The following is a 23,045-nucleotide window of genomic DNA, read 5'->3' on the forward strand; positions in this document are numbered from 1 at the left end:
CGAACAGTGGGGCTACGTCGGTGCTAAATCACGTCAGCGCTGGCTGTTTTACGCGTATGACAGGATACGGAGGAGGGTTGTGGCGCACGTCTTCGGTGAACGCACTCTGGCCACACTGGAGCGTCTTCTGAGCCTGCTGTCGGCCTTTGAGGTCGTGGTATGGATGACGGATGGCTGGCCGCTGTATGAATCACGCCTGAAGGGAAAGCTGCACGTTATCAGCAAGCGTTACACTCAGCGCATTGAGCGACATAATCTGAATCTGAGACAACATCTGGCAAGGCTGGGACGGAAGTCACTGTCGTTCTCAAAATCGGTGGAGCTGCATGACAAGGTCATCGGGCATTATCTGAACATAAAACACTATCAGTAAGTTGGAGTCATTACCGAATAGTCGTATAAAAAAGGGTGTTATGGAGCGTGTAAAACAACATCTTCACCTTAATGGCGATACAGTTGGCTGAGAGCCAGCAGGGGGCAAATCACCTGCAAATAAACACGGCACATGCTGGCGCGCATATCGCGGATGCGTTCGAGGACAGAAGAACCGACAGGCGGATTCTTCAGCCGCTCATCGTCCATCACAAAACCTTAGACCAGGTATTCCTGAAGCCGATTGAATATTGAGCAGTAGAAAATATCTGGATTGACAGTATTACAAGGGGTTGGAGAACGTCAGAAGAGGCATTTTGGCGGAAGATCACAGGAGTCGAACCTGTCCGGGACCGCTGGCGGCCCCAACTGGATTTGAAGTCCAGCCGCCTCACCGGAGACGACGATCTTCCGCGCCTCGATTGCTACATGGAGGCGGGGCGCATTATAGCTACTTCCTTGAGTTTCTACATCCCCCAGATCAGTTTTTTCCGCCTAATACACGCAGCGTATTATCACGAAAGCATTATAGTTCATATAAAACCCATATTTTACAATGATATATGAGCGGAATTAACGCTACCACGATCACATAAAACAAGAATCATAAATTAATAACCAGATATCGGAATATTCGCTCTCACAGGGATGGTTTACAAAATGCGTTATCGGTCTCAGCACCCCTATAGCATCAAGGAAAAGCAGATGAAGAGTGAAGTGTTGTCCGTTAAAGAGAAAATTGGTTATGGCATGGGAGACGCCGCCAGCCACATTATTTTCGATAACGTAATGTTATATATGATGTTCTTTTATACCGATATTTTTGGCATTCCTGCCGGTTTTGTCGGAACCATGTTTTTGGTCGCTCGTGCACTGGATGCGATTTCCGATCCTTGCATGGGGTTGTTGGCCGATCGAACGCGCTCTCGCTGGGGTAAATTTCGTCCGTGGGTACTGTTTGGCGCACTGCCATTCGGGATCGTCTGTGTACTGGCCTATAGCACGCCAGATCTCAGTATGAACGGCAAAATGATCTATGCAGCAATTACTTACACCCTACTTACCTTACTTTATACCGTCGTCAATATCCCTTACTGCGCATTGGGTGGTGTAATCACCAATGACCCGACTCAGCGTATCTCGCTGCAATCCTGGCGTTTTGTGCTGGCGACCGCGGGAGGCATGCTTTCTACTGTTCTGATGATGCCACTGGTTAATTTAATTGGCGGTGATAATAAACCACTCGGTTTCCAGGGCGGTATCGCGGTCCTTTCCGTGGTGGCATTCATGATGCTGGCATTTTGTTTCTTCACCACTAAAGAACGCGTTGAAGCACCACCTACAACAACGTCTATGCGGGAAGATTTACGTGATATCTGGCAAAACGACCAGTGGCGGATTGTCGGTTTACTAACCATTTTCAATATCCTGGCGGTGTGCGTACTCGGTGGGGCGATGATGTATTACGTCACATGGATTTTGGGCACGCCGGAAGTGTTTGTCGCTTTTCTCACCACTTATTGCGTGGGTAACCTGATTGGTTCCGCACTGGCAAAACCTCTGACCGACTGGAAATGTAAAGTCACTATCTTCTGGTGGACGAACGCCCTGCTGGCAGTGATTAGCCTCGCGATGTTCTTTGTTCCCATGCAGGCCAGCATCACTATGTTTGTCTTCATCTTCGTGATTGGTGTGTTGCATCAACTGGTGACACCTATCCAGTGGGTAATGATGTCCGATACCGTCGACTACGGCGAGTGGTGCAATGGTAAACGCCTGACCGGGATCAGTTTTGCTGGCACGCTGTTTGTGCTCAAACTGGGGTTGGCCTTCGGCGGCGCTCTTATCGGCTGGATGCTGGCTTATGGCGGATATGATGCGGCAGAAAAAGCGCAGAACAGCGCCACGATTAGCATCATTATTGCGCTATTCACGATTGTTCCGGCGATCTGTTATTTGCTGAGCGCGATTATCGCTAAACGCTACTACTCACTCACGACGCACAATCTGAAAACCGTTATGGAACAGCTGGCTCAGGGTAAACGCCGTTGCCAGCAACAATTCACCTCTCAAGAAGTGCAGAACTAAGGAACGGCAATGAAAATTAGCGATGGAAACTGGTTGATTCAACCTGGCCTCAATTTGATTCACCCGCTTCAGGTGTTCGAGGTTGAACAGCAGGATAATGAAATGGTGGTCTATGCTGCCCCCCGTGATGTGCGTGAACGTACCTGGCAGCTTGATACGCCTTTATTTACGCTGCGCTTTTTCTCCCCACAGGAAGGTATTGTCGGTGTGCGGATTGAGCATTTTCAGGGAGCGCTGAATAACGGTCCTCATTATCCGCTCAATATTTTGCAGGACGTGAAGGTCACAATCGAAAACACAGAACGTTATGCTGAGTTTAAAAGTGGCAACTTAAGCGCGCGTGTCAGCAAAGGTGAGTTCTGGTCACTCGATTTTCTGCGCAACGGTGAACGTATTACCGGTCAGGACACGAATAATCAACGAAATTATATGTTTGAGCGGCTTGATCTTGGCGTTGGCGAAACAGTTTATGGTCTGGGAGAGCGTTTTACTGCCCTGGTGCGCAATGGTCAGACGGTAGAGACCTGGAACCGGGACGGCGGCACAAGTACTGAACAGGCGTATAAAAATATCCCGTTCTATATGACTAACCGTGGCTATGGGGTGCTGGTCAATCACCCCCAGAGTGTCTCTTTTGAAGTGGGATCGGAGAAAGTCTCCAAAGTGCAGTTCAGCGTTGAGAGCGAATATCTCGAATACTTTGTTATCGACGGTCCGACGCCGAAAGCGGTACTTGATCGTTATACCCGTTTTACTGGTCGTCCGGCGCTGCCGCCCGCATGGTCCTTCGGCCTGTGGCTAACCACTTCATTTACCACCAACTACGACGAAGCGACGGTAAACAGCTTTATCGATGGTATGGCGGAACGCAATCTGCCGCTGCATGTTTTCCACTTTGACTGTTTCTGGATGAAAGCCTTCCAGTGGTGCGATTTTGAGTGGGACCCGCTGACTTTCCCGGACCCGGAAGGGATGATCCGCCGCCTGAAAGCGAAAGGGCTGAAAATCTGCGTCTGGATTAACCCCTATATCGGTCAAAAATCCCCCGTCTTTAAAGAGTTACAAGAGAAAGGCTATTTACTCAAACGCCCGGACGGTTCGCTATGGCAGTGGGATAAATGGCAGCCAGGTCTGGCGATTTATGACTTTACCAATCCGGATGCCTGCAAATGGTACGCCGACAAACTGAAAGGTCTGGTCGCGATGGGCGTTGATTGCTTTAAGACCGACTTTGGCGAACGTATCCCAACTGATGTTCAGTGGTTTGACGGTTCCGATCCGCAGAAAATGCATAACCATTATGCGCACATCTACAACGAACTGGTGTGGAACGTGCTCAAGGACACCGTTGGTGAGGAAGAAGCTGTCTTGTTTGCCCGCTCGGCCTCCGTCGGTGCGCAGAAATTCCCGGTACACTGGGGTGGCGATTGTTACGCTAACTACGAATCAATGGCGGAAAGCCTGCGCGGTGGTTTGTCTATTGGCCTTTCAGGTTTTGGCTTCTGGAGCCACTATATCGGCGGCTTTGAAAATACCGCTCCGGCGCACGTTTACAAATGCTGGTGCGCGTTTGGTTTGCTCTCCAGCCATAGCCGTTTACACGGTAGCAAATCTTATCGTGTGCCGTGGGCCTACGATGATGAGTCCTGTGATGTGGTGCGCTTCTTCACGCAACTGAAATGCCGCATGATGCCGTATCTGTATCGTGAAGCTGCGCGTGCAAACGCGCGGGGTACGCCGATGATGCGGGCCATGATGATGGAGTTCCCGGACGATCCGGCTTATGATTACCTTGACCGTCAATACATGTTAGGCGACAACGTGATGGTTGCGCCGGTGTTCACTGAAGCGGGCGATGTGCAGTTCTACCTGCCGGAAGGTCGCTGGACACACCTGTGGCACAACGATGAGCTCGACGGTTGTTGCTGGCATAAACAGCAGCACAGCTTCCTGAGTCTGCCCATTTATGTGCGTGATAACACCCTACTGGCGCTGGGCAACAACGATCAACGTCCCGATTACGCGTGGCACGAAGGCACGGCATTCCACCTCTTTAATCTGCAAGACGGGCATGAAGCCGTCTGTGAAGTGCCCGCTGCTGACGGATCGGTGATCTTTACTTTAAAAGCAGCACGTACTGGCAACACGATTACTGTGACTGGTGCGGGCGAGGCGAAGAACTGGACACTGTGCCTGCGCAATGTTGTGAAAGTAAATGGTCTGCAAGACGGTTCGCAGGCTGAAAGTGAGCAGGGGCTGGTGGTGAAGCCTCAAGGGAATGCGCTGACAATTACGTTGTAATCTATTGATGGAATGCCGGGTACGTCTGAGTCGTACCCGGCGAGATTGATGTTTACTGCACCAGCTCTGCCGACGTAACTTCACCGCTGGAAACGATGCCAGCATTCATGGTTTGAGTCACTTGCTGCTTTGCGGCGTTCACGGCATGCAATTGCCCGCTAACCGTAGGTTTCAGCGGGGCATTGGCCTGAATATCTCCACTGGCGGTAAGCTGAATATTGCCGTCGCCAGTCAACGGTAATTCAGGCCATCCCCATTGTTGCAAAATATTCACCGGCACACCGCGTCCATTCAGGCTGATATGGGTCTGACGTTGTGGCGTTTGTGAAACACTGGCAGTGGCTTCCAGAATGCCTTTTTCAGTAAATGCACTCAGTTCGCTGATATTCACCGTGCTGCTGTTGGCGGTCAGCGCCAGCGACGGGCGACGAACATCAACACGATTGAATGTCGCGGCGGCGGCATTCAGATTCGCCGAGCCACTCCAGACGCCCCATTTATGATCGGTAACCAGCGTCAGGTTGGCACCGTAACCATCGAGCGTGGTGAGCTGCCACGGGAAGTCAGGGTCGATATCAATGATCAGATTGCGGCTGGCGCTAAATCTCTTCAGTTGCAGGCTGTTTAACCAACCGGGTGTCGTTTCCATCCACAACTGTTGCCAGTTTTTCGGCAAGGTATATTCCAGCCCGGCAATTGCCGCATCATCAAGGATCAACGTTTTCCCGTCACGCAGCCAGTTCCCTGACGTTCTGACCATACCCCCTTCCCAGCGGCTGGTGAACTGGCGCAGCGCTACGCCCTGCGGGGAAAATTCCGCGTTTATAATCGGGTCAAATAAATGCAGCGAACCATAAATGAACTCGCTAGCGTTCATCGACAGTTTGCCTTCTTGTGTCTGCCAGTCATCTTTACTGAAGGTCATGTTGTGCAAGCTGAGATCGAGGTCGGTCACCGCCCAGTCCGGACCTTGCAAACGAGCATCGATCACTTCCAGGCGACCAATCTGCAACGACGGGACAGAGCGTAATGGCGCAAAGAAGTCGGTTAGCGATTTTTCGCTTTGTAGACGTATATCCGCCATGCGCAGGTTTTCCACTTGCCAGCTGCCGTCGGCGTTACGCTGCGCGTTTCCGGTTAATGTCCCGCGGGCGATGTCGGCACCCAGGTTAGTCAGCGTAACGCGATCGTTATCAATACTGCCTTCAATCAGTACATTGGTGGCAGGAACATCATTGAGCGAAAGCGATCCGGCACTAAACTGAATCTGCGCCTTCGTACCCAGCACTTTACCGGCTTTTGGTGACCACGGAACTACGCCGCCATTTACCCGCTGCGCGCTCAGTTTCCATTCGCTATTCGGGCTATTAAACGCCATATCACGCAGTTGCAGACGATCAGCTTTGAACGGTAGCGGCGCGGTCTGGTCGGTGAGATTCAGCGTCCCGTTTTCCAGCAGGATGGTATCGACATGGCGTGGTTCGGTCAGTTGCCGACTGCTTAGCGCAATGTCGACACTTTTGGCCACCAGGGTCGCGGGCTGACCATCACGACCAAACGTGACATTCTCCAGCACGATATGAGATGGCGCGGAAAAACGGTGATCCATCGCCCCGAAGGCCAGATGATAGTCGCTATTCTCGGAAACCCATGCGCTGATATGTTCTGCTCCCCAGCGGGTTTGCAGAAGAAAATAGAGGCCAGCGATCACCACTAACAGAGCGATGAGAATGTAGAGAAGCAGCTTCCCAATAAATTTCATGGTCTTCCATCCCGTGAAATGCACATAAGAGAGTTATGCACGATTTACGCGCAATCCTCAAGGCGGGAATGGTGAAAGAGGTGAGACTGCGGCGGTAATTATCTTACCGCCGCCAGTGAATTACTGTTTTTCTGGTGGGAAAATCAGATTCAGCACGATGGCAGTAATACCGCCCGCGGCGATCCCGGAGGAGAGCAGGTTTTTCAGCCATTCAGGGGCAAACTGCAAAATCAGCGGCTGCTGAGACACGCCCAGACCAACCGCCAGCGACAGCGCGATAATCAGAATCGCCCGACGGTTCAGCGGCTCACGAGAAACGATACGCACACCGGAGGCGGCGATGGTGCCAAACATTACAAGCGTTGCGCCGCCCAGAACCGGTTCTGGAATGTGTTGTACAAAACCGCTCACTGCCGGGAACAGACCCAGCACGATCAACATCAGCGCGACGACAAAACCGACATAGCGGCTGGCAACACCAGTCAACTGGATCACTCCGTTGTTTTGCCCGAAGCAGGAGTTCGGGAAGGTGTTAAACACCGCCGAAACAAACGAGTTCAGGCCGTTTGCCAGCACGCCGCCTTTCAGGCGTTTCATGTACAGCGGACCGGACACTGGCTGTTCGGAAACGTCAGAGGTCGACGTGATATCGCCAATGGTTTCCAGCGAAGTGATCATAAAGACCAGCATCAGCGGCAGCAGCAGACTCCATTCAATGCCAAGACCGTAATAGAGCGGCGTTGGCACCATAATCAGTTCTTGCGTCATCGGTTCGTTGCTTTCTGGCAACATGCCCATAAACCACGCCAGCGCATATCCGGCCGCCATCGCAATCACCAGTGAGGCCACGCGTAAGTAAGGGTTACGTTGACGGTTAAGCAGGATAATTAAGGCTAAGACCACGCCTGCCAGCAGCAGATTTTTCGGTGCGCCGAAGGTGTTATCGCTCATGGCTGCGTAACCGCCGCCAATGGACGTTAACCCAACCTGAATTAGCGACAGGCCGATAATCATCACCACAACGCCAGAAACCAGCGGCGTAATAATGCGGCGCGCCAGATGCAGAACGCGGGAGATCACCATCTCGGTGCAACTTGCCAGCATCAACGTGCCGAACAAAGCCGCCATCATGGTAGGAACATCAGCACCACCGGTTTTCAGCGCGGTACCGCCCATAATCAGCGGGGCAACAAAGTTGAAGCTGGTGCCCTGAATAGACAACAGCCCGGAGCCAACCGGACCCCAGGCCTTAATTTGAATAATCGATGCCACACCGGAGGCAAACAGCGACATACTAATAATGTGTTGCGTGTCTTGTGCCGGTAAACCCAGCGCCTGGCAGATTAATAGCGCTGGCGTGATCACCGCAACGAACATCGCCAGCAGATGCTGACAGGCGGCAAACAGGGTTTGAGGAAGCGGCGGACGATCTTCAAGACGGTAAATCAGTTCGCTGTTTTGAGTCTGCGCAACCGGTTGCGCATTTTCTGACTCGAGGGTGGAAACAGACATCGAAAACAATCCCGTGGTAGCAAAGCGGGCATTTTAGCTGACCGAAAGAGAAAAGCAAACGTTTGCCACATCATCATCTAAATATTTAAATGAGATAAATGCACTTTTTTATATAACTTTTGGTATTTTTCTGCTTAAAATCCATGCCATTTGTTCATTAACAGCTGAGAATTTGACCCAGGAAAGCATAACTCGATACCCGTCATAGTTCATGAAGTTGCCACTGCGCGATGAAGTATGACGAGTATGAAAGAGTGATGCGGATACAAAGGAGTAACTATGTTTCATCTCGATACTTTAGCAACGCTTGTTGCCGCAACGCTGACGTTGCTGCTCGGGCGTAAGTTGGTCCATTCCGTCTCCTTTTTGAAGAAATACACCATACCGGAACCTGTTGCGGGTGGTTTGTTGGTGGCGCTGGCGCTACTAGTACTGAAAAAAAGCATGGGCTGGGAAGTCAACTTTGATATGTCCCTGCGCGATCCGTTAATGCTGGCTTTCTTCGCCACCATTGGCCTGAACGCCAACATTGCCAGTTTGCGTGCCGGTGGGCGTGTGGTTGGCATCTTCTTGATTGTGGTTGTTGGTCTGTTGGTGATGCAAAATGCCATTGGCATTGGTATGGCTAGCCTGTTAGGGCTTGATCCGCTGATGGGGCTGTTGGCCGGTTCTATTACGCTTTCCGGCGGTCACGGTACGGGCGCTGCATGGAGTAAATTGTTCATTGAACGTTATGGCTTCACCAATGCGACGGAAGTGGCGATGGCCTGTGCAACGTTCGGTCTGGTGCTGGGCGGCTTGATTGGCGGTCCGGTGGCGCGCTATCTGGTGAAACACTCCACCACGCCGAACGGTATTCCGGATGACCAGGAAGTCCCGACGGCGTTTGAAAAGCCGGATGTGGGACGCATGATCACCTCGTTGGTGCTGATTGAAACTATCGCGCTGATTGCTATCTGCCTGACGGTGGGGAAAATTGTTGCGCAACTTTTGGCTGGCACTGCTTTTGAACTGCCGACCTTCGTCTGTGTACTGTTTGTTGGCGTGATTCTGAGCAACGGTCTGTCAATAATGGGCTTTTACCGCGTCTTTGAGCGTGCGGTATCCGTGCTGGGTAACGTAAGCTTGTCGTTGTTCCTGGCGATGGCGTTGATGGGGCTGAAACTGTGGGAGCTGGCTTCGCTGGCGCTGCCGATGCTGGCGATTCTGGTGGTACAGACCATCTTCATGGCGTTGTATGCCATCTTCGTTACCTGGCGCATGATGGGCAAAAACTACGATGCGGCAGTGCTGGCTGCGGGTCACTGTGGTTTTGGCCTCGGTGCAACGCCAACGGCAATCGCCAACATGCAGGCGATCACTGAACGCTTTGGCCCGTCGCACATGGCGTTTTTGGTGGTGCCGATGGTCGGTGCGTTCTTTATCGATATCGTCAATGCGCTGGTAATTAAGTTGTATTTGATGTTGCCGATTTTTGCCGGTTAACCGATGAAGCGGCGGTCTTCTCACCGCCGCCTTTTACGCATTCGAGTAACGTTCTGTCTCCGGCATCCAGCGTTCTATCAAGGCTTTTGCCTGTTGTGGGTAACGTTCGTGAATATGTCGCGCCAGGCGCTGAACTTCCGGGATCATCGCCTGATCGCGCAGTAAATCCGCCACTTTAAATTCAGCATTACCCGTCTGACGCGTGCCTAACAATTCGCCAGGGCCGCGAATCTCCAGATCTTTTTGCGCAATCACAAAACCGTCGTTACTGTCGCGCAGCACTTGCAGGCGAATTTGCGCCGTTTTAGAAAGCGGCGTTTTGTAGAGCAGCACGCAGTGAGAAGCCACCGCGCCACGACCTACGCGCCCGCGCAGCTGGTGTAACTGCGCCAGACCCAGACGCTCAGGGTTTTCGATAATCATCAGGCTGGCGTTAGGCACATCAACACCGACTTCAATAACGGTAGTGGCAACCAGCAGATGTAGCTCACCTTGTTTAAACGACGCCATCACCGCCTGTTTCTCGGCTGGTTTCATCCGCCCGTGTACCAGGCCAACATTCAATTCTGGTAGCGCCAGTTTCAACTCTTCCCAGGTAGCTTCCGCCGCCTGCGCTTCCAGTAACTCTGACTCTTCAATCAACGTACAAACCCAGTACGCCTGACGACCTTCAGTTATGCAGGCATGGCGCACGCGGTCAATGATGTCGGTACGGCGGGTATCAGGAATAGCGACCGTAGTCACTGGCGTGCGGCCTGGCGGCAGCTCATCTATCATCGAGGTATCGAGATCGGCATACGCCGTCATTGCCAGCGTGCGGGGGATCGGCGTGGCGGTCATGATCAACTGATGCGGATGGAAGCCTTGCTGCTGGCCTTTCTCCCATAACGCCAGACGCTGATGCACGCCAAAGCGATGTTGTTCGTCGATAATCACCAGCGCCAGACCGTTAAACTGCACCTGTTCCTGGAAGATGGCGTGCGTACCAACAATCATCTGCACCTGACCGCTGGCGATGGCTTCCTGCTGAGACAGTCGCGCTTTGCCTTTCTGCTTACCGGCGAGCCAGCCCACTTCGATACCGAGCGGTTCAAACCAGTTGCGGAAGTTATTGGCGTGCTGTTCGGCGAGTAATTCGGTTGGTGCCATCAATGCCACCTGTTTGCCGTGGGCAATCGCACGCAGCGCGGCGAGGGCGGCGACCAGCGTTTTACCGGAACCTACATCGCCCTGTACCAGGCGCATCATCGGCACATCCAGCGCCATATCGCGCTCGATCTCCGCCACTACGCGTGCCTGTGCGCCCGTTGGCTTGAACGGTAAGGCTGCGAGGAGTTTATTTTTCAGCGCATCATTGGCGCTCAGCGGCTGGGCATGAAAACGCTGTGCTCCGGCACGTAAGGCTAACATGCTGAGGTTGTGCGCCAGCAGTTCTTCCAGAATCAGACGACGTTGCGCCGGATGCTGCCCGGTTTCCAGATCGCTAAGCTGTAGCGTCGGTGGCGGGCGGTGCAAAGTGCGCAACGCTTCCGGTAGCGTCATCATTCCTTGTGACAGTTCCGGCGGCAGGAGTTCTTCAATGGCGCAGGTGTCGAGCAGATCCAGCGCCTGGTCGGTTAATTTACGCAGCGTGGCCTGCTTTACGCCTTCCGTTGTTGGATAAACCGGCGTGAGCGTTTCCTGTAATTCTGGCGTGCTGAGATCGCCCTGCACGCGGTATTCCGGGTGGATCATCTCCGCACCATATTTACCGCGCTTTGCTTCGCCATAAGCCAGTACACGGCGGCCCGTCGCCAGGCTATTTTTCATTGCCGCGCTGAAATTGAAAAAGCGCATGGTGAGGATGCCGGAACCGTCGCTGATCTGGCAGGTCATCATCCGCCGACCGCCGAAGGAGATATTGCAGTTCAGCACTTCGCCTTCCACCGTGGCATAAACGCCCGGCAGTAGTTCTCCGATGGGGTAGAGATGGGTGCGATCTTCGTAGCGCAGGGGAAGGTGTAAGAGTAGATCCTGCACGGTATGCAGGTTGATTTTCGCCAGTTTGTTACTAAGTGCTGCGCCAACGCCCGTTAGGGAACTGAGTGGGACAGCATCTAACAGGCGACCTGTCATGGCACTTACCCTGCAGCCTGCATAGTAGCCCACCAGTCGGCATCAGCTTCGATCTCGCCTTGCTGATTGACGTGGGGATAAGGCAGGCCTTTGCGTTTTGCGACTTTCGCCAGCACCGGATAGCCGCCTTCAAACAACAGGTGTTGTTGCTCTGCTTCCGGCAACATGCTGTTTTCACGCAGGTACATGCCTGCATTTTGCCGCTGACGCTGGGCTTCGTAAAGAATGAGGGCTGAGGCAACGGAAACATTCAGCGACTGCACCATGCCGATCATCGGAATGATGATGTCCTGATCCGCCAGGGCCAATGCTTCCTGCGTGATGCCCGTTTTCTCCTGTCCCATCAAAATGCAGGTCGGGCGAGTGTAATCAATTTCGCGGAAATCGACAGCGTTATCAGAAAGATGGGTTGCCAGAATCTGCATGCCCTGGCCTTTGAGATGAGCGACGGCATCGCCAATGGTGCGGTGTGTTTTCACCTGTACCCAGCTGTTACTACCCGCCGCTGCCGAAGCCATGGTGCGCATGCGGCTACCAGGCCAGACGGCGTGAACTTCATGTACGCCAACGGCATCTGCGGTACGAATAATCGCAGAAACGTTATGAGGTTTGTGGACCTGCTCCATGCAGACGGTCAGATCAGGCTGCCGCCTGGCGAGCATTTCGCAGATGCGTGCATAACGTGTTGGGTTCATAAAACATTAATTTCGGTTTCGGGTGACTTTAATCACGTCTGGCATCACGCGGATTTTGCGCATGATATTCGCCAGATGCACACGGTCACGAGCGGTCAGACGAATAAAGGCGCTGTAGACGCGACCATCTTTCTCTTCCGTATTCAAACTTTGAATATTCGAAGTCGTGGTGTTAATTGCCGCCGTCAGGTTTGCCAGCGCACCCTGATGATTGAACATCTCCACCTTGATTTCGGTGATGAACTCCTGCGCCGTCTCTTTATCCCATTCCACAGCCATAAACTTCTCTGGCTCTTTCTGGTAGCCACGGATGTTACGGCAGGATTCATGGTGGATCACCAGACCTTTACCGGGGCTGACGTGGGCGATAATCGGGTCGCCAGGAATAGGGCGGCAGCATTTCGCAAAGGTGATCAGCACGCCATCAGCGCCTTTGATCGGCAGATGCCCGTGGCTTTGAGTCGCCGGTGGAATGGAGGCGTCCCCATGTTGTAGATTTTTCGCGACCACCACGCTCATTGCGTTACCAAGGCCGATTTCTGCCAGCAGATCGTCAAGCGTTGCCAGCTTCATGCGATCCAGCTCGCGCTGAATATTTTCCTGCGGGATTTCATTGAGCTTACGGCTACCACCCAAAGCATGGTTGAGCAGACGACGGCCCAGGCTTACAGAATCATCACGCTTGAGGTTTTTCAGCAACTGACGAATTTTGGCGCGCGCTTTCGAGCTAACGACAAAGTTCAGCCAAGCGGCATTCGGGCGAGCGCCCGGAGCGGTAATGATTTCAACGGTCTGACCGCTAGTAAGCGGCTGCGACAGCGGGTAAGGCTGGCGGTCGACGCGTGCGCCCACGCAGGCATGGCCGATATCGGTATGCACTGCATAAGCGAAGTCGACGGGCGTTGCACCGGCAGGCAGCTCGACAATGCGCCCTTCCGGTGTGAAAACGTAAATCTCATCCGGGAAGAGATCGGATTTAACGCTCTCGATAAATTCAAACGAACTACCGGCGCTCTGTTGCAGCTCCAGCAGGCTTTGCATCCAGCGCTGGGCGCGTATTTGTGCGGTAGTACTGGTTTCGCCGTGCTCTTTATAAGCCCAGTGCGCGGCAACACCCATCTCCGCCATCTGATCCATATCTTCGGTACGGATCTGGACCTCAACCGGCACGCCGTGCGGGCCAATCATCGAGGTGTGCAACGACTGATAGCCGTTCGCTTTTGGAATGGCGATATAGTCTTTCACGCGGCCCGGACGCGGCTTGTACAGGCTGTGCATCTGGCCCAGCACGCGATAACAGGTGTCAGAATCATTGACGATCACGCGGAAAGCGTAGATGTCCATGATTGAGTGAAAACGCTGCTCTTTGAGCACCATTTTGCAGTAAATCGAATAAAGATGCTTTTCGCGACCACTGACGCGGCACGGTATTCCCGCTTCCTGCAAACGCCCTTCGATTTCAGAAAGAATCTTCTGGATCATCTCTTTACGGTTGCGCGCGCGGCTTTCACCACTTCTTTGATTACGCGATAACGGTTGGGATACAGCGCCTCAAAACCCAGCTCTTCGAGTTCGGTTTTAATGTGGTGGATACCTAAACGGTGCGCCAGCGGGCTGTAAATTTCGAGAGTTTCACGGGCGATGCGGCGACGTTTGTCCGGGCGAAGTGAGCCCAGCGTGCGCATGTTGTGGGTACGGTCGGCAAGTTTGATGAGGATGACGCGGATATCCTGCACCATCGCCATAATCATCTTGCGAAAGTTTTCGGCCTGCGCCTCTTTCTTATCGCGGAACTTGAGTTTATCAAGTTTCGACACCCCCTCTACCAGCTCGGCGACGCTTTTACCAAAAAGCTGTTCCATATCCTGGTAGGTGGCGGGAGTATCTTCAATCACGTCATGCAGCAGCGCCGCCATCAGCGTTTCATAGTCGAGTTTCATCTCGGCCAGAATGCAGGCAACCGCTACCGGGTGCGTGATATAGGGTTCACCGCTTGAACGTGTTTGCCCCTCGTGAGCATCACGTGCAACGAGATACGCCTGCCGCAGACGCTTGATTTGGTCTTCCGGCAGGTAGGTTTGAATCAGTTGATTCAGGCTTTCAAACAGATACAAGGGCGACCCGCTTTGTGATTAACGACGACCTTCAGCAATAGCGGTAACGGCTTGTAATTCAGCGGCTTCCTGCTCTTGCTGTTCCTGGCGTTCGCGAACGTCGAGGATCTGGTTGTTGATCAGACCTTCTTCGATTTCGCGCAGCGCGATTACAGTGGTTTTATCGTTTTCTTCCGGTACCAGCGGATCCTTTCCGCCTACCTGCATCTGACGAGCGCGACGCGCGGCGACCAGTACCAGGTCAAAACGGTTACCAATTTTCTCTACAGCGTCCTGAACAGTTACGCGTGCCATACTTAAAAAGCTCCACAGGTGAAGAAATGACTGGGCATGATACTGAAATCAGGTTCAGTCTGCCAACAATTTGCTGATTAAAGCGTCATGACGCTGCTTTTGGCGGCTCATGCGCAGACGTTCGGCGCGAATAATGGTCTTCAAATCGGTCAACGCGGTATCGAAGTCATCATTCACAATCAGGTAATCATATTCGGCGTAATGGCTCATTTCTGCAACAGCTTGCGCCATACGCTTTGCAATGACCTCTTCGCTGTCCTGACCGCGACCGCGTAGACGGCGGTCCAGTTCAATTTTAGACGGCGGTAAAATAAAGATACTCCGCGCGTGCGGCATCTTCTGGCGAATTTGCTGCGCGCCCTGCCAGTCGATATCGAGAAAAACATCGACACCGGTCGCCAGTACTTGCTCAATGGCCTCACGCGAAGTGCCATAGTAATTACCAAAAACTTCTGCGTGTTCGAGGAACGCATCTCTGCTAATCATTTCTTTAAATTCATCATGATTAACAAAGAAATAATGTTCACCGTGGACTTCACCAGGACGCGGTTGGCGTGTGGTGTGTGAAACAGAAACCTGGGTGTCATACAACGGTTGGGTTTTTAATAAAGCCTGAATCAGGCTGGATTTACCCGCGCCACTGGGGGCAGAAACAATATAAAGCGTGCCTTGAGCCATGAGTATCTTTCGTATGTGATTAGCGAAATAAAGCCTACATACGAGCTTATTATACACGGCGCGGCCATGTGACGTAGCCCTTGCTCACACTTTTTGCGCAAAGTTGTTGCGTTTTGCGTAGCTGCTTCCGCATTTGCCTGTGATTTACTGCAATAAAGACGATTCTCAGGAAGCGTCCTCGCAGACTCCGTTTTTGCCACTCGGCTTTGCCTTCACCACGTTGTATATCTGCCAGCCTGACTACAGCGGAGGTGAAGATGAAAGTATGGATGGCGATATTAATAAGTATCTTGTGCTGGCAATCATCTGTGTGGGCGGTCTGTCCGGCCTGGTCGCCAGCCAGAGCACAGGAAGAAATTTTCCGCCAGCAACAGCAAATAAAACAGTGGGACGATGACTACTGGAAGGAAGGAAAAAGTGAGGTGGAAGACGGTGTTTACGATCAGTTAAGCGCCCGTCTTATGCAGTGGCAACGCTGCTTTGTGAGCGAGCCCCGCGACGTGATGATGCCGCCTTTAAATGGTGCGGTTATGCATCCGGTTGCCCATACGGGTGTACGCAAAATGGCGGATAAAAACGCATTAAGTCTGTGGATGCGAGAACGTAGCGATCTTTGGGTGCAGCCAAAAGTTGATGGCGTTGCGGTAACCCTGGTTTATCGGGACGGGAAACTGAACAAAGCAATCAGTCGCGGTAATGGCCTGAAAGGCGAGGACTGGACGCAGAAAGTTAGCTTAATTTCCGCTGTGCCGCAAACCGTTAGCGGGCCTTTAGCCAACAGTACGCTTCAGGGGGAAATATTTCTCCAGCGCGAGGGGCATATCCAACAACAAATGGGGGGAATAAATGCCCGCGCAAAAGTTGCTGGCTTGATGATGCGCCAGGACGATAGCGACACGCTGAATTCTCTGGGCGTTTTTGTCTGGGCATGGCCGGATGGACCGCAGTTAATGTCTGATCGTTTAAAAGAGCTGGCTACCGCAGGTTTTACTCTAACGCAGACGTATACCCGTGCGGTGAAAAATGCTGATGAAGTTGCGCGCGTACGCAATGAGTGGTGGAAAGCGGAATTACCCTTCGTCACCGATGGCGTAGTTGTACGAGCGGCGAAAGAGCCAGAATCCCGCCATTGGCTACCGGGCCAGGCAGAGTGGCTGGTGGCTTGGAAATATCAACCTGTAGCTCAGGTTGCCGAAGTGAAGGCGATTCAGTTTGCGGTGGGTAAGAGCGGTAAAATATCGGTGGTTGCGTCACTCGCATCTGTCATGCTGGATGATAAAAAAGTCCAGCGGGTGAATATTGGTTCCGTCAGGCGCTGGCAGGAGTGGGATATTGCGCCTGGTGATCAGATTCTCGTCAGCCTTGCCGGTCAGGGTATTCCTCGCATTGATGATGTGGTGTGGCGCGGTGCAGAACGTACAAAACCGACACCGCCAGAAAACCGCTTTAACTCGTTGACCTGCTACTTTGCTTCTGATGTTTGTCAGGAACAGTTCATTTCACGCTTAGTCTGGCTGGGGTCAAAACAGGTTCTTGGGCTGGATGGCATTGGTGAGGCCGGTTGGCGCGCGCTGCATCAGACTCATCGCTTTGAGCATATCTTTTCTTGGCTTTTATTAACGCCAGAGCAATTACAGAACACGCCGGGGATCGCGAAAAGTAAAAGTGCGCAGTTATGGCATCAGTTTAATCTGGCTCGTAAGCAGCCTTTTACTCGCTGGGTGATGGCAATGGGAATACCGCTAACCCGGGCGGCGCTTAATGCCAGTGATGAACGGTCCTAGTCGCAACTTTTATTTAGCACGGAGCAGTTCTGGCAGCAGCTGCCGGGGACTGGATCTGGGCGCGCCAGACAGGTTATTGAATGGAAGGAAAATGCGCAAATCAAGAAGCTGGGCAGTTGGCTGGCTGCCCAGCAGATCACAGGTTTTGAACCTTAGTGACCTTCGTGGCTGTAGTAAAAGACCGGTAATCCCAGCTTAAGACGTAGCGCCAGTAAGCGGGCAAAAAAGCCGAATACCAGGGTGGAGATAATCACCACATCATGGTTAGAAACATAGTGTTGCAGCGCGATGTACAGCACGGCGGAGGCAAATGAGACACCAGCATACAACTCTTTCTGGAATACCAGTGGGATGCGTTTACAGAACATATCGCGCAAAACGCCGCCAAACACGCCGGTGGTTACCGCCGCGACAACGGCAATAATTGGGCCGTGCCCCATATCCAGTGCAACCTGTGCGCCGATGATAGAAAAGACCACAAGTCCGAGCGCATCGAGCACCAGAAACACTTTGCGCAGGTAAGGCATTACAGGAGCAACGATAGTGGTGAGTACTGCGGCGGTAGCGACGATAATCACATATTCCGGGTGTTTGACCCAGCCGAGCGGATAGTGGCCCAGCAGAATATCGCGCACTGACCCTCCGCCAATTGCGGTGGCGGTCGCAATAATAATTACGCCAAATGTATCCATGCGCCGTCGTCCGGCCGCCAGCGCCCCCGTCATGGCTTCGGCAGTGATGCCAACCAAATACAAAATGTGTAACAGCATGGTTCTCTCCCTAAAAATCTGTCTGGCAGGGTAGCGATTTGTGCGCATTGTCACGATTGAGATTTTTTAAGGTAAGAGGAAATTGATAACTTGTAGTTATGTGAAATCGCTATTTTCTGTAGCGTAGATGCATTATTCTGAGTTCTTGTCTGAGAAAATGCATAAGAAAAAATAGGTTAAAATTGAGGGGTGGAAAAGAAAGGTGCAATGTTTAGCCATTGTGTTCACTGCACCTGGACTTTGGCTTACGCATCGGGTATCTCAATTAAGAAAAAGAGTTTTTAGTTTCTGCTATTTCTTCTCTGTAATTTTTACACTGTTTTCCAACTGCTTGATGCTGACCTGCGGGGTCGGCAACTCCTCAGGCATGGTTCCGCCAAGTTCCTGAATGGTTTGCCTCACCTTGCGACCCACGTCAAAGTGTGTGGTGTTTGCTTGCTGTTTTGAATTCACGCCATCCCGCTTGAGTTTTTCTTCTGTTTGGGTAGCTCGAAAGAGATTAGCCGCCAGTTCTGTTGAACCCATATGATCCAGGATATTCTGATTCTTTTTCAGCCCCTTCCGCTGATGAATAGCTTTCTGATCTAATCCACCATACAGCCCCCGGTAACCATGATTCTGAAATATGGCGAAATCGATAGCTGTCGCTACCCCAGCTTGCTGCGCTGCCTCAACCAATTGTTTGTTATGTTCTTTCAATTCATTTCTCAGAAAAAGACGCTTTTCGTCTTCACGAAGTTGCCTGAAAGCTTCATCGTCAGCCAGCTCCTGCCGTCGGGTCTGGATAGCAAAATAAGTTTGCCCTGCCGCAATAACCGGTTTCGCAGGGTCGCCGTTTTGTACTACCAGGTAACAGGCATAGCGGGAGAGATGAACATCTTCAAGTTCTCGTTGAGCCCCTGAACCTAATACAACCATTTTGGTGGTTTCAACGAAATGGTCAGATGCAGCTTGATTGCTGGCTTCGCACGCTTGAGTCGCGCGGGCCAGTACCTTTTGAAAATTGCGCCAGTCCCGATAATCCAGTAACGGTGCCAATTCTCTAGCTGACCAAAATTCTTGCCCTTCAGTGCCATAATGCCGTATTTCTTCAAAAGGTTGATGATGTTCGTTCATTGCCCACTCCATGTGATATCGATTGCAAAGAAAGTAAATCTGTAACTGTATTTATATACAGTTGTGAGTATCTCACGTTCTCAGTGTGCTGGGCAAAAAAACATCGCAAAATCTGGAGCAGGCACGCAAAACAGAATTGAAGTTGCGGGGAAGAAAAATGCCGCTCTGTTTGAGTGGGCGGCATTTGTGAAGGCTGAAAAGTAAGAATTGGCGTTACGAGTTGAATCTGTTTATTGAGTAGTGGCTTTAAACGCCCGTGGTTGCTGTGTTTCTTGTAATGCATTTTCTCAGTAGGTACACCCTTGTGTACACGGTATTTTGAGGCGCTGTCTTTGGCTGCTCGTTTTATGCTCTCATGCTTGCTGTTCTGGCCTCTTATCTTTTGCGCCTTATTGTATGATAGTGCTATCCCACAATAAGGAACCTGCCAGCTATGAGAATGACCAGCCGCAAAAAAGAGATACTTAGCTACTTTGAACCGGATAACCTCGAATGGGTGACTGGTGAGATTGGTGCGCCGCCGTTCGATGTGTCGGGTGTGGCCTACCTGCTTCATGGCATGGTGTCGTTCGATAAGCGTCACCAGCTCGAATCAACCCGGCGCACACTGGAAAGCATGGTTGCTGGTGGACTGCTTGAGCGGGTGACAGTGTATGAATCGCGCCAGATACGGCGCGGCGGTGAGACTAACGCAACGGTCGTGCGCTACGGTTTGCCCGGTCAGTGCGCTGTTATGCGCGATACTGGCGGCGCTGATAACGCAATATCAGGCGAATATATGCGGGTCAGTTAAGAGCCTGCAATCTGTCGTTGATGCTGCTCAGGTCGTAAACCCGGCGCTCAATATCCAGCATCAGGAAATTGTGGATCTCGGCCTGCTCAGGATTATCAGACTCTCTGGCCTGTAATAGCAATTCATTGTAACCATGCAAGCCGCCTGAGTTTTCCACTGGGGTGGTGCCTTTCCCACGCAGGCAGCTAATGGGCTGATTGCTCGTATCGTGTGTTTGCTTCTCCAGCACAATGACGCAATCCCACCAGTCGCCAAAGTCATACGTGTAAACCAGCTTGTCACCATCATTCTGGAGCGCTGCCCATAGTGGTGTGATTGCCGCATTACCCATGCTTTCATCCTCACCCCATACGCGATACTCGCTACCGGGATCACCTTTACGCCCTTTCTCGAACATATACAGGTGTTCGTCATTCCAGCCAAAAGCCAACTGGATCACCGCGTGAAGTTCACTAAAGGGGATTTGCTCTGGAACCAGCACACGCCGCCATATAGGTGGTTTGCTGTCTCGGATGGTTATCTTTAGCTGGTACATGCAAATCCTGAATAAATGCGAATCGGAAGGATAACGATACTGACGTACTCACAATTCTGTAAAGGTGAATAAAGGAAATTTGCTTAATACGCATAAGTTACATGCGGAATAATCCCGTATCTACCTGCGCGGCGCTGGCTTCTTCCACTGGTAGGCAGGTGCTCGCATCATTTCGCGGAACCTGTCGCGCCGGGCTATATCGGCATTAACTGAGCGTTCTATCTCCCGTTGATCTGCCTGTGTAAGCTGGTGGCCTCCATGCTCAAGTTTGGCGATGGTCAATAAGGCTATTTCGCGTGGTGTCATACGTCATACCCTCTGGAAGGATGAAACACGCCCGGATTAAATTTCATTTTTCGCGGGTATGAAAAAACGATGGGGCGGGCAGTCCTTAAGGCTCAGGATTGCAGAGATTTGGCCTCCCCCTCCCGGTGATAGTTTATTGCTTGATGTGGACGGCTTGCTATATTGGCGGCGAATGCAAATTGTCGCAGAAGTCTATCCCGTTCTCTGACGCCCCGTGCGGGCGTTTTGCTTTTATAGAGTCAGGCCAATGCCTCTGGCTGCTTTTCCTGCTTTACGCTCAATAACGCCCGTGATTCTGTCCACTACCGGGCTGAATGCCTGCCAGTAAGCCATCTCCATAACTGATAACTCTGCCCGCTTCCTGTCAAACGTAGCCCAGCGCATCCCCTTTGGTTTTGGGAACATGCGAATGTCATTAAACAGATTATTGGCAAGGTCATTGCTGCCCCATATCGCGCATCGCTGCTGGCGTATCTTCATGCGCATCCTGTCCAGTATGTCGGCACTCTGGCTTTTATAGTGAAGTTTCCAGCACGCCCGGCAGCCAATGTCTTTCTTGCCGATATACAGCTTTGCAGCCCGCTTCATACAGTGGGGGCAAGCGTACCATTCCCGGACGCCATACCCGGCCTTCGTGGTTGTGGTGCGAATAGCCCGCGTCACGCCGTTGATTGTCATGGCGTAGCTGTCGGCTTGCCGGAAGGCATACAACGTTCCGCTTTCGGTCTGGGTATAAAGCTGCGTACCCGGTTCAGCATCCGCCAGCCTGCTACGCATGTTCGCAAGGAATGGCAACCCTATACGGGGCAGGTCGGTGGTATAGCTGCGCGTTCTGTCTCTCACTGGCTGGCCTCCTGCGAATTACTGCGCATTAACTGCGAACGGTGCGCAAATTGAATACGAAATAATATGCGTATTTTACTGTAAATTGCGCACCAATTTTGCAATTTCACATCAATAAAGCCAGTAACCGCGCGGGGGTTGAGGATGGTTTGCGCATTGATATCCGTTTCGTTTTGCGGAGATATTTTGTTAACTGCGCAATTCGCAATTTACTGCGCAATGCTCGGGTTTCGTATTCGGAGGATTTTCCACTTTGCGTACTGCGTTCGACTGTAGAAACCCAGCGATAATGCGCCTTACAGGCTGGTACGCAACTGCGAATCGGTTTCGTATCTGGTGAGAGTGCGTACCTGAGTTGCGTACTAAAACCTTAGCAAAAATTAGCATCGTACTGATACCGCCACCTCCAAACTGATTGAGCCAAAGCCAGCAATATCAGACGTCTTAGCCATTTTGCGCACGCATCTGTTTGCAATGCCGGCGTTAGAATTCGTCAGGTGGTACGCACGTTAAATGCGCAGTTTTGCCGCGTACCGGACTGCGTACTGCGAACCAATGCCGCAAACCTGAATATTTTTGACGACCTGAATCACAATTAGGCTCCTAGCCCGCTACTGGCAAGGACTTGGCTCCATTAGAGTTTTAAATCCGTCAAGAACAGTCCAATATTTTAGGCTGCGCTCGGAACGAACATCACGGCGCAGAAGTGTACCAACCGAAACTTGTTAACCCGGCATCGCAGCGCTCACGATTAAGCACACGTGGCGGGTTTTCTCTGGTCATCAACTCAAGCAAGGCATTGCCTCCCTGCGTCTCTAGGCGGTATTGCCTATCGGTAGTGGTAATGGCATCCGGCAATAACTTTATGGCGGCCTGGCTAAAGTCTCGCGGTGCGCCGTAAAATTGCGCATCAACAATATGAACCACATCGCCGTTAATCGTTGTCCGATAACGGTCTGGCTGTATGGTAAAGCCCCCACAATGGATAGCAGATAGTGCCGGTGCCGAGGAGATCAGGCCGGCTGCCAGAATGTATGGCTTCATTCTTCACCCACCAATTCATCCAGTTCAGCCAGCGTCATAGGCTTTGGTACAGGCTTGTCAATATCACCCATAATGCGCTGGAAGTTGCTGGCAGGCATATGGTTACGGTTCTCCAGTATTTTCGCCAGCGCGATAACATCCTGGATTTGCCCCTATATTTCCAGACATCTGTTATCACTTAACCCATTACAAGCCCGCTGCCGCAGATATTCCCGTGGCGAGCGATAACCCAGCGCACTATGCGGATGCCATTCGTTATAATGCTCGAACGCCTCTGCAAGGTTCTTTGCTGCCGTTAACCCGTCTGGTTTGGGCATGATACTGATGTAGTCACGCTTTATCGTTTTCACGAAGCTCTCTGCTATTCCGTTACTCTCCGGACTCCGCACCGCCGTGTTCTTCGGTTCAAGTCCCAACATCCGGGCGAACTGGCGTGTT

At 52.0% G+C, this 23,045-nt stretch carries 17 protein-coding genes, 1 tRNA gene and 4 pseudogenes; 6 read left to right on the top strand and 16 right to left on the bottom strand.

Annotation, left to right across the window (positions count from 1 at the left end; genetic code table 11):
* Nucleotides 1–373, top strand: a pseudogene (locus BFF42_RS20515) (IS1-like element IS1X2 family transposase); the annotation flags it as partial.
* Between the two features lie 110 nt (nt 374–483).
* Here BFF42_RS20515 and rhuM read toward each other — a convergent pair.
* Both rhuM and BFF42_RS20525 read right to left on the bottom strand, forming a co-directional pair.
* Nucleotides 484–612 (bottom strand): annotated as a pseudogene (rhuM, locus tag BFF42_RS20520) (RhuM family protein); the annotation flags it as partial.
* Between the two features lie 78 nt (nt 613–690).
* A tRNA-Sec gene (locus BFF42_RS20525) sits at nt 691–785 on the bottom strand.
* A gap of 292 nt (nt 786–1,077) precedes the next feature.
* On the opposite strand from BFF42_RS20525, the gene BFF42_RS20530 reads away from it, so the two are divergent.
* Both BFF42_RS20530 and yicI read left to right on the top strand, forming a co-directional pair.
* Entirely contained in the window at nt 1,078–2,460 is a 1,383-nt protein-coding gene (locus BFF42_RS20530; protein ID WP_000834432.1) for a glycoside-pentoside-hexuronide family transporter, read from the top strand.
* A gap of 9 nt (nt 2,461–2,469) precedes the next feature.
* Entirely contained in the window at nt 2,470–4,761 is a 2,292-nt protein-coding gene (gene yicI, locus BFF42_RS20535) for an alpha-xylosidase (RefSeq protein WP_000702880.1), read from the top strand.
* A 52-nt stretch (nt 4,762–4,813) separates the two neighbouring features.
* On the opposite strand, the gene BFF42_RS20540 is transcribed toward yicI, so the two are convergent.
* Both BFF42_RS20540 and xanP read right to left on the bottom strand, forming a co-directional pair.
* On the bottom strand, nt 4,814–6,523 hold the full coding sequence (locus tag BFF42_RS20540; RefSeq protein ID WP_012421430.1) for an AsmA family protein: 1,710 nt from the start codon (nt 6,521–6,523) through the stop codon (nt 4,814–4,816).
* A gap of 120 nt (nt 6,524–6,643) precedes the next feature.
* Nucleotides 6,644–8,035 (bottom strand): xanthine/proton symporter XanP, encoded by a 1,392-nt coding sequence (gene xanP, locus BFF42_RS20545; RefSeq protein ID WP_012421418.1) that lies wholly within the window; start codon nt 8,033–8,035, stop codon nt 6,644–6,646.
* A 279-nt stretch (nt 8,036–8,314) separates the two neighbouring features.
* Here xanP and gltS point away from each other — a divergent pair, with 279 nt between their 5' ends.
* The gene (gene gltS / locus BFF42_RS20550) at nt 8,315–9,520 is read left to right on the top strand and encodes a sodium/glutamate symporter (RefSeq protein WP_000468833.1); all 1,206 of its coding nucleotides are present in this window, start codon (nt 8,315–8,317) and stop codon (nt 9,518–9,520) included.
* A gap of 33 nt (nt 9,521–9,553) precedes the next feature.
* Here gltS and recG read toward each other — a convergent pair whose 3' ends face one another.
* The 5 genes and pseudogenes from recG to gmk all read right to left on the bottom strand — a co-directional run bounded on the left by recG (nt 9,554) and on the right by gmk (nt 15,416).
* A complete protein-coding gene (recG, locus tag BFF42_RS20555) occupies nt 9,554–11,635 on the bottom strand; it encodes an ATP-dependent DNA helicase RecG (RefSeq protein ID WP_000147773.1) in 2,082 nt (693 codons plus the stop codon).
* Between the two features lie 5 nt (nt 11,636–11,640).
* On the bottom strand, nt 11,641–12,330 hold the full coding sequence (trmH, locus tag BFF42_RS20560) for a tRNA (guanosine(18)-2'-O)-methyltransferase TrmH (protein WP_001070176.1): 690 nt from the start codon (nt 12,328–12,330) through the stop codon (nt 11,641–11,643).
* A 6-nt stretch (nt 12,331–12,336) separates the two neighbouring features.
* Nucleotides 12,337–14,444, bottom strand: a pseudogene (spoT, locus tag BFF42_RS20565) (bifunctional GTP diphosphokinase/guanosine-3',5'-bis pyrophosphate 3'-pyrophosphohydrolase).
* A gap of 18 nt (nt 14,445–14,462) precedes the next feature.
* A complete protein-coding gene (gene rpoZ / locus BFF42_RS20570) occupies nt 14,463–14,738 on the bottom strand; it encodes a DNA-directed RNA polymerase subunit omega (RefSeq protein ID WP_000135058.1) in 276 nt (91 codons plus the stop codon).
* 54 nt (nt 14,739–14,792) lie between these two features.
* Entirely contained in the window at nt 14,793–15,416 is a 624-nt protein-coding gene (gmk, locus tag BFF42_RS20575; RefSeq protein ID WP_001295237.1) for a guanylate kinase, read from the bottom strand.
* A 257-nt stretch (nt 15,417–15,673) separates the two neighbouring features.
* On the opposite strand from gmk, the pseudogene ligB reads away from it, so the two are divergent.
* Nucleotides 15,674–17,356, top strand: a pseudogene (gene ligB, locus BFF42_RS20580) (NAD-dependent DNA ligase LigB).
* On the opposite strand, the gene BFF42_RS20585 reads toward ligB, so the two are convergent.
* Together BFF42_RS20585 and dinD are read right to left on the bottom strand one after the other, a co-directional pair.
* Nucleotides 17,353–17,970, bottom strand: a complete 618-nt coding sequence (locus BFF42_RS20585) for a trimeric intracellular cation channel family protein (RefSeq protein WP_000924289.1) — start codon at nt 17,968–17,970, stop codon at nt 17,353–17,355. The pseudogene ligB and the gene BFF42_RS20585 overlap by 4 nt on opposite strands.
* 291 nt (nt 17,971–18,261) lie before the next feature.
* Nucleotides 18,262–19,086, bottom strand: a complete 825-nt coding sequence (gene dinD, locus BFF42_RS20590; protein WP_004987253.1) for a DNA damage-inducible protein D — start codon at nt 19,084–19,086, stop codon at nt 18,262–18,264.
* Nucleotides 19,087–19,519: 433 nt separating this feature from the next.
* Between dinD and BFF42_RS20595 the strand changes: the two genes are divergently transcribed.
* Nucleotides 19,520–19,879: a hypothetical protein gene (locus tag BFF42_RS20595; RefSeq protein ID WP_001243001.1), complete on the top strand. Its 360-nt coding sequence runs from the start codon at nt 19,520–19,522 to the stop codon at nt 19,877–19,879.
* On the opposite strand, the gene BFF42_RS20600 is transcribed toward BFF42_RS20595, so the two are convergent.
* From BFF42_RS20600 to BFF42_RS20620, 5 genes are all read right to left on the bottom strand, one after another.
* Nucleotides 19,872–20,414, bottom strand: a complete 543-nt coding sequence (locus BFF42_RS20600) for a plasmid pRiA4b ORF-3 family protein (protein WP_000284447.1) — start codon at nt 20,412–20,414, stop codon at nt 19,872–19,874. The two genes, BFF42_RS20595 and BFF42_RS20600, sit on opposite strands and share 8 nt — an antisense overlap.
* Nucleotides 20,415–20,534: 120 nt before the next feature.
* Nucleotides 20,535–20,720, bottom strand: a complete 186-nt coding sequence (locus BFF42_RS27990; protein WP_000188903.1) for a hypothetical protein — start codon at nt 20,718–20,720, stop codon at nt 20,535–20,537.
* A gap of 231 nt (nt 20,721–20,951) precedes the next feature.
* Entirely contained in the window at nt 20,952–21,563 is a 612-nt protein-coding gene (locus BFF42_RS20610; protein WP_001205651.1) for a hypothetical protein, read from the bottom strand.
* A 693-nt stretch (nt 21,564–22,256) separates the two neighbouring features.
* On the bottom strand, nt 22,257–22,607 hold the full coding sequence (locus BFF42_RS20615; protein ID WP_000806100.1) for a hypothetical protein: 351 nt from the start codon (nt 22,605–22,607) through the stop codon (nt 22,257–22,259).
* A 152-nt stretch (nt 22,608–22,759) separates the two neighbouring features.
* On the bottom strand, nt 22,760–23,045 hold a 286-nt coding region (locus BFF42_RS20620), incomplete at its 5' end, for an integrase core domain-containing protein (RefSeq protein ID WP_000318964.1).

It is taken from the genome of Shigella sp. FC1661, assembly GCF_001712525.1.
In the GTDB taxonomy this organism is placed as follows: Bacteria; Pseudomonadota; Gammaproteobacteria; order Enterobacterales; family Enterobacteriaceae; genus Escherichia; species Escherichia coli.

What these genes read in the sequence shown, in the direction of transcription:
- BFF42_RS20530 (WP_000834432.1), top strand. Translation starts at nt 1,078, where the DNA reads ATGAAGAGTGAAGTGTTGTCCGTTAAAGAGAAAATTGGTTATGGCATG.
- yicI (WP_000702880.1), top strand. Translation starts at nt 2,470, where the DNA reads ATGAAAATTAGCGATGGAAACTGGTTGATTCAACCTGGCCTCAATTTG.
- BFF42_RS20540 (WP_012421430.1), bottom strand. Translation starts at nt 6,523, where the DNA reads ATGAAATTTATTGGGAAGCTGCTTCTCTACATTCTCATCGCTCTGTTA.
- xanP (WP_012421418.1), bottom strand. Translation starts at nt 8,035, where the DNA reads ATGTCTGTTTCCACCCTCGAGTCAGAAAATGCGCAACCGGTTGCGCAG.
- gltS (WP_000468833.1), top strand. Translation starts at nt 8,315, where the DNA reads ATGTTTCATCTCGATACTTTAGCAACGCTTGTTGCCGCAACGCTGACG.
- recG (WP_000147773.1), bottom strand. Translation starts at nt 11,635, where the DNA reads ATGACAGGTCGCCTGTTAGATGCTGTCCCACTCAGTTCCCTAACGGGC.
- trmH (WP_001070176.1), bottom strand. Translation starts at nt 12,330, where the DNA reads ATGAACCCAACACGTTATGCACGCATCTGCGAAATGCTCGCCAGGCGG.
- rpoZ (WP_000135058.1), bottom strand. Translation starts at nt 14,738, where the DNA reads ATGGCACGCGTAACTGTTCAGGACGCTGTAGAGAAAATTGGTAACCGT.
- gmk (WP_001295237.1), bottom strand. Translation starts at nt 15,416, where the DNA reads ATGGCTCAAGGCACGCTTTATATTGTTTCTGCCCCCAGTGGCGCGGGT.
- BFF42_RS20585 (WP_000924289.1), bottom strand. Translation starts at nt 17,970, where the DNA reads ATGCTGTTACACATTTTGTATTTGGTTGGCATCACTGCCGAAGCCATG.
- dinD (WP_004987253.1), bottom strand. Translation starts at nt 19,086, where the DNA reads ATGAACGAACATCATCAACCTTTTGAAGAAATACGGCATTATGGCACT.
- BFF42_RS20595 (WP_001243001.1), top strand. Translation starts at nt 19,520, where the DNA reads ATGAGAATGACCAGCCGCAAAAAAGAGATACTTAGCTACTTTGAACCG.
- BFF42_RS20600 (WP_000284447.1), bottom strand. Translation starts at nt 20,414, where the DNA reads ATGTACCAGCTAAAGATAACCATCCGAGACAGCAAACCACCTATATGG.
- BFF42_RS27990 (WP_000188903.1), bottom strand. Translation starts at nt 20,720, where the DNA reads ATGACACCACGCGAAATAGCCTTATTGACCATCGCCAAACTTGAGCAT.
- BFF42_RS20615 (WP_000806100.1), bottom strand. Translation starts at nt 22,607, where the DNA reads ATGAAGCCATACATTCTGGCAGCCGGCCTGATCTCCTCGGCACCGGCA.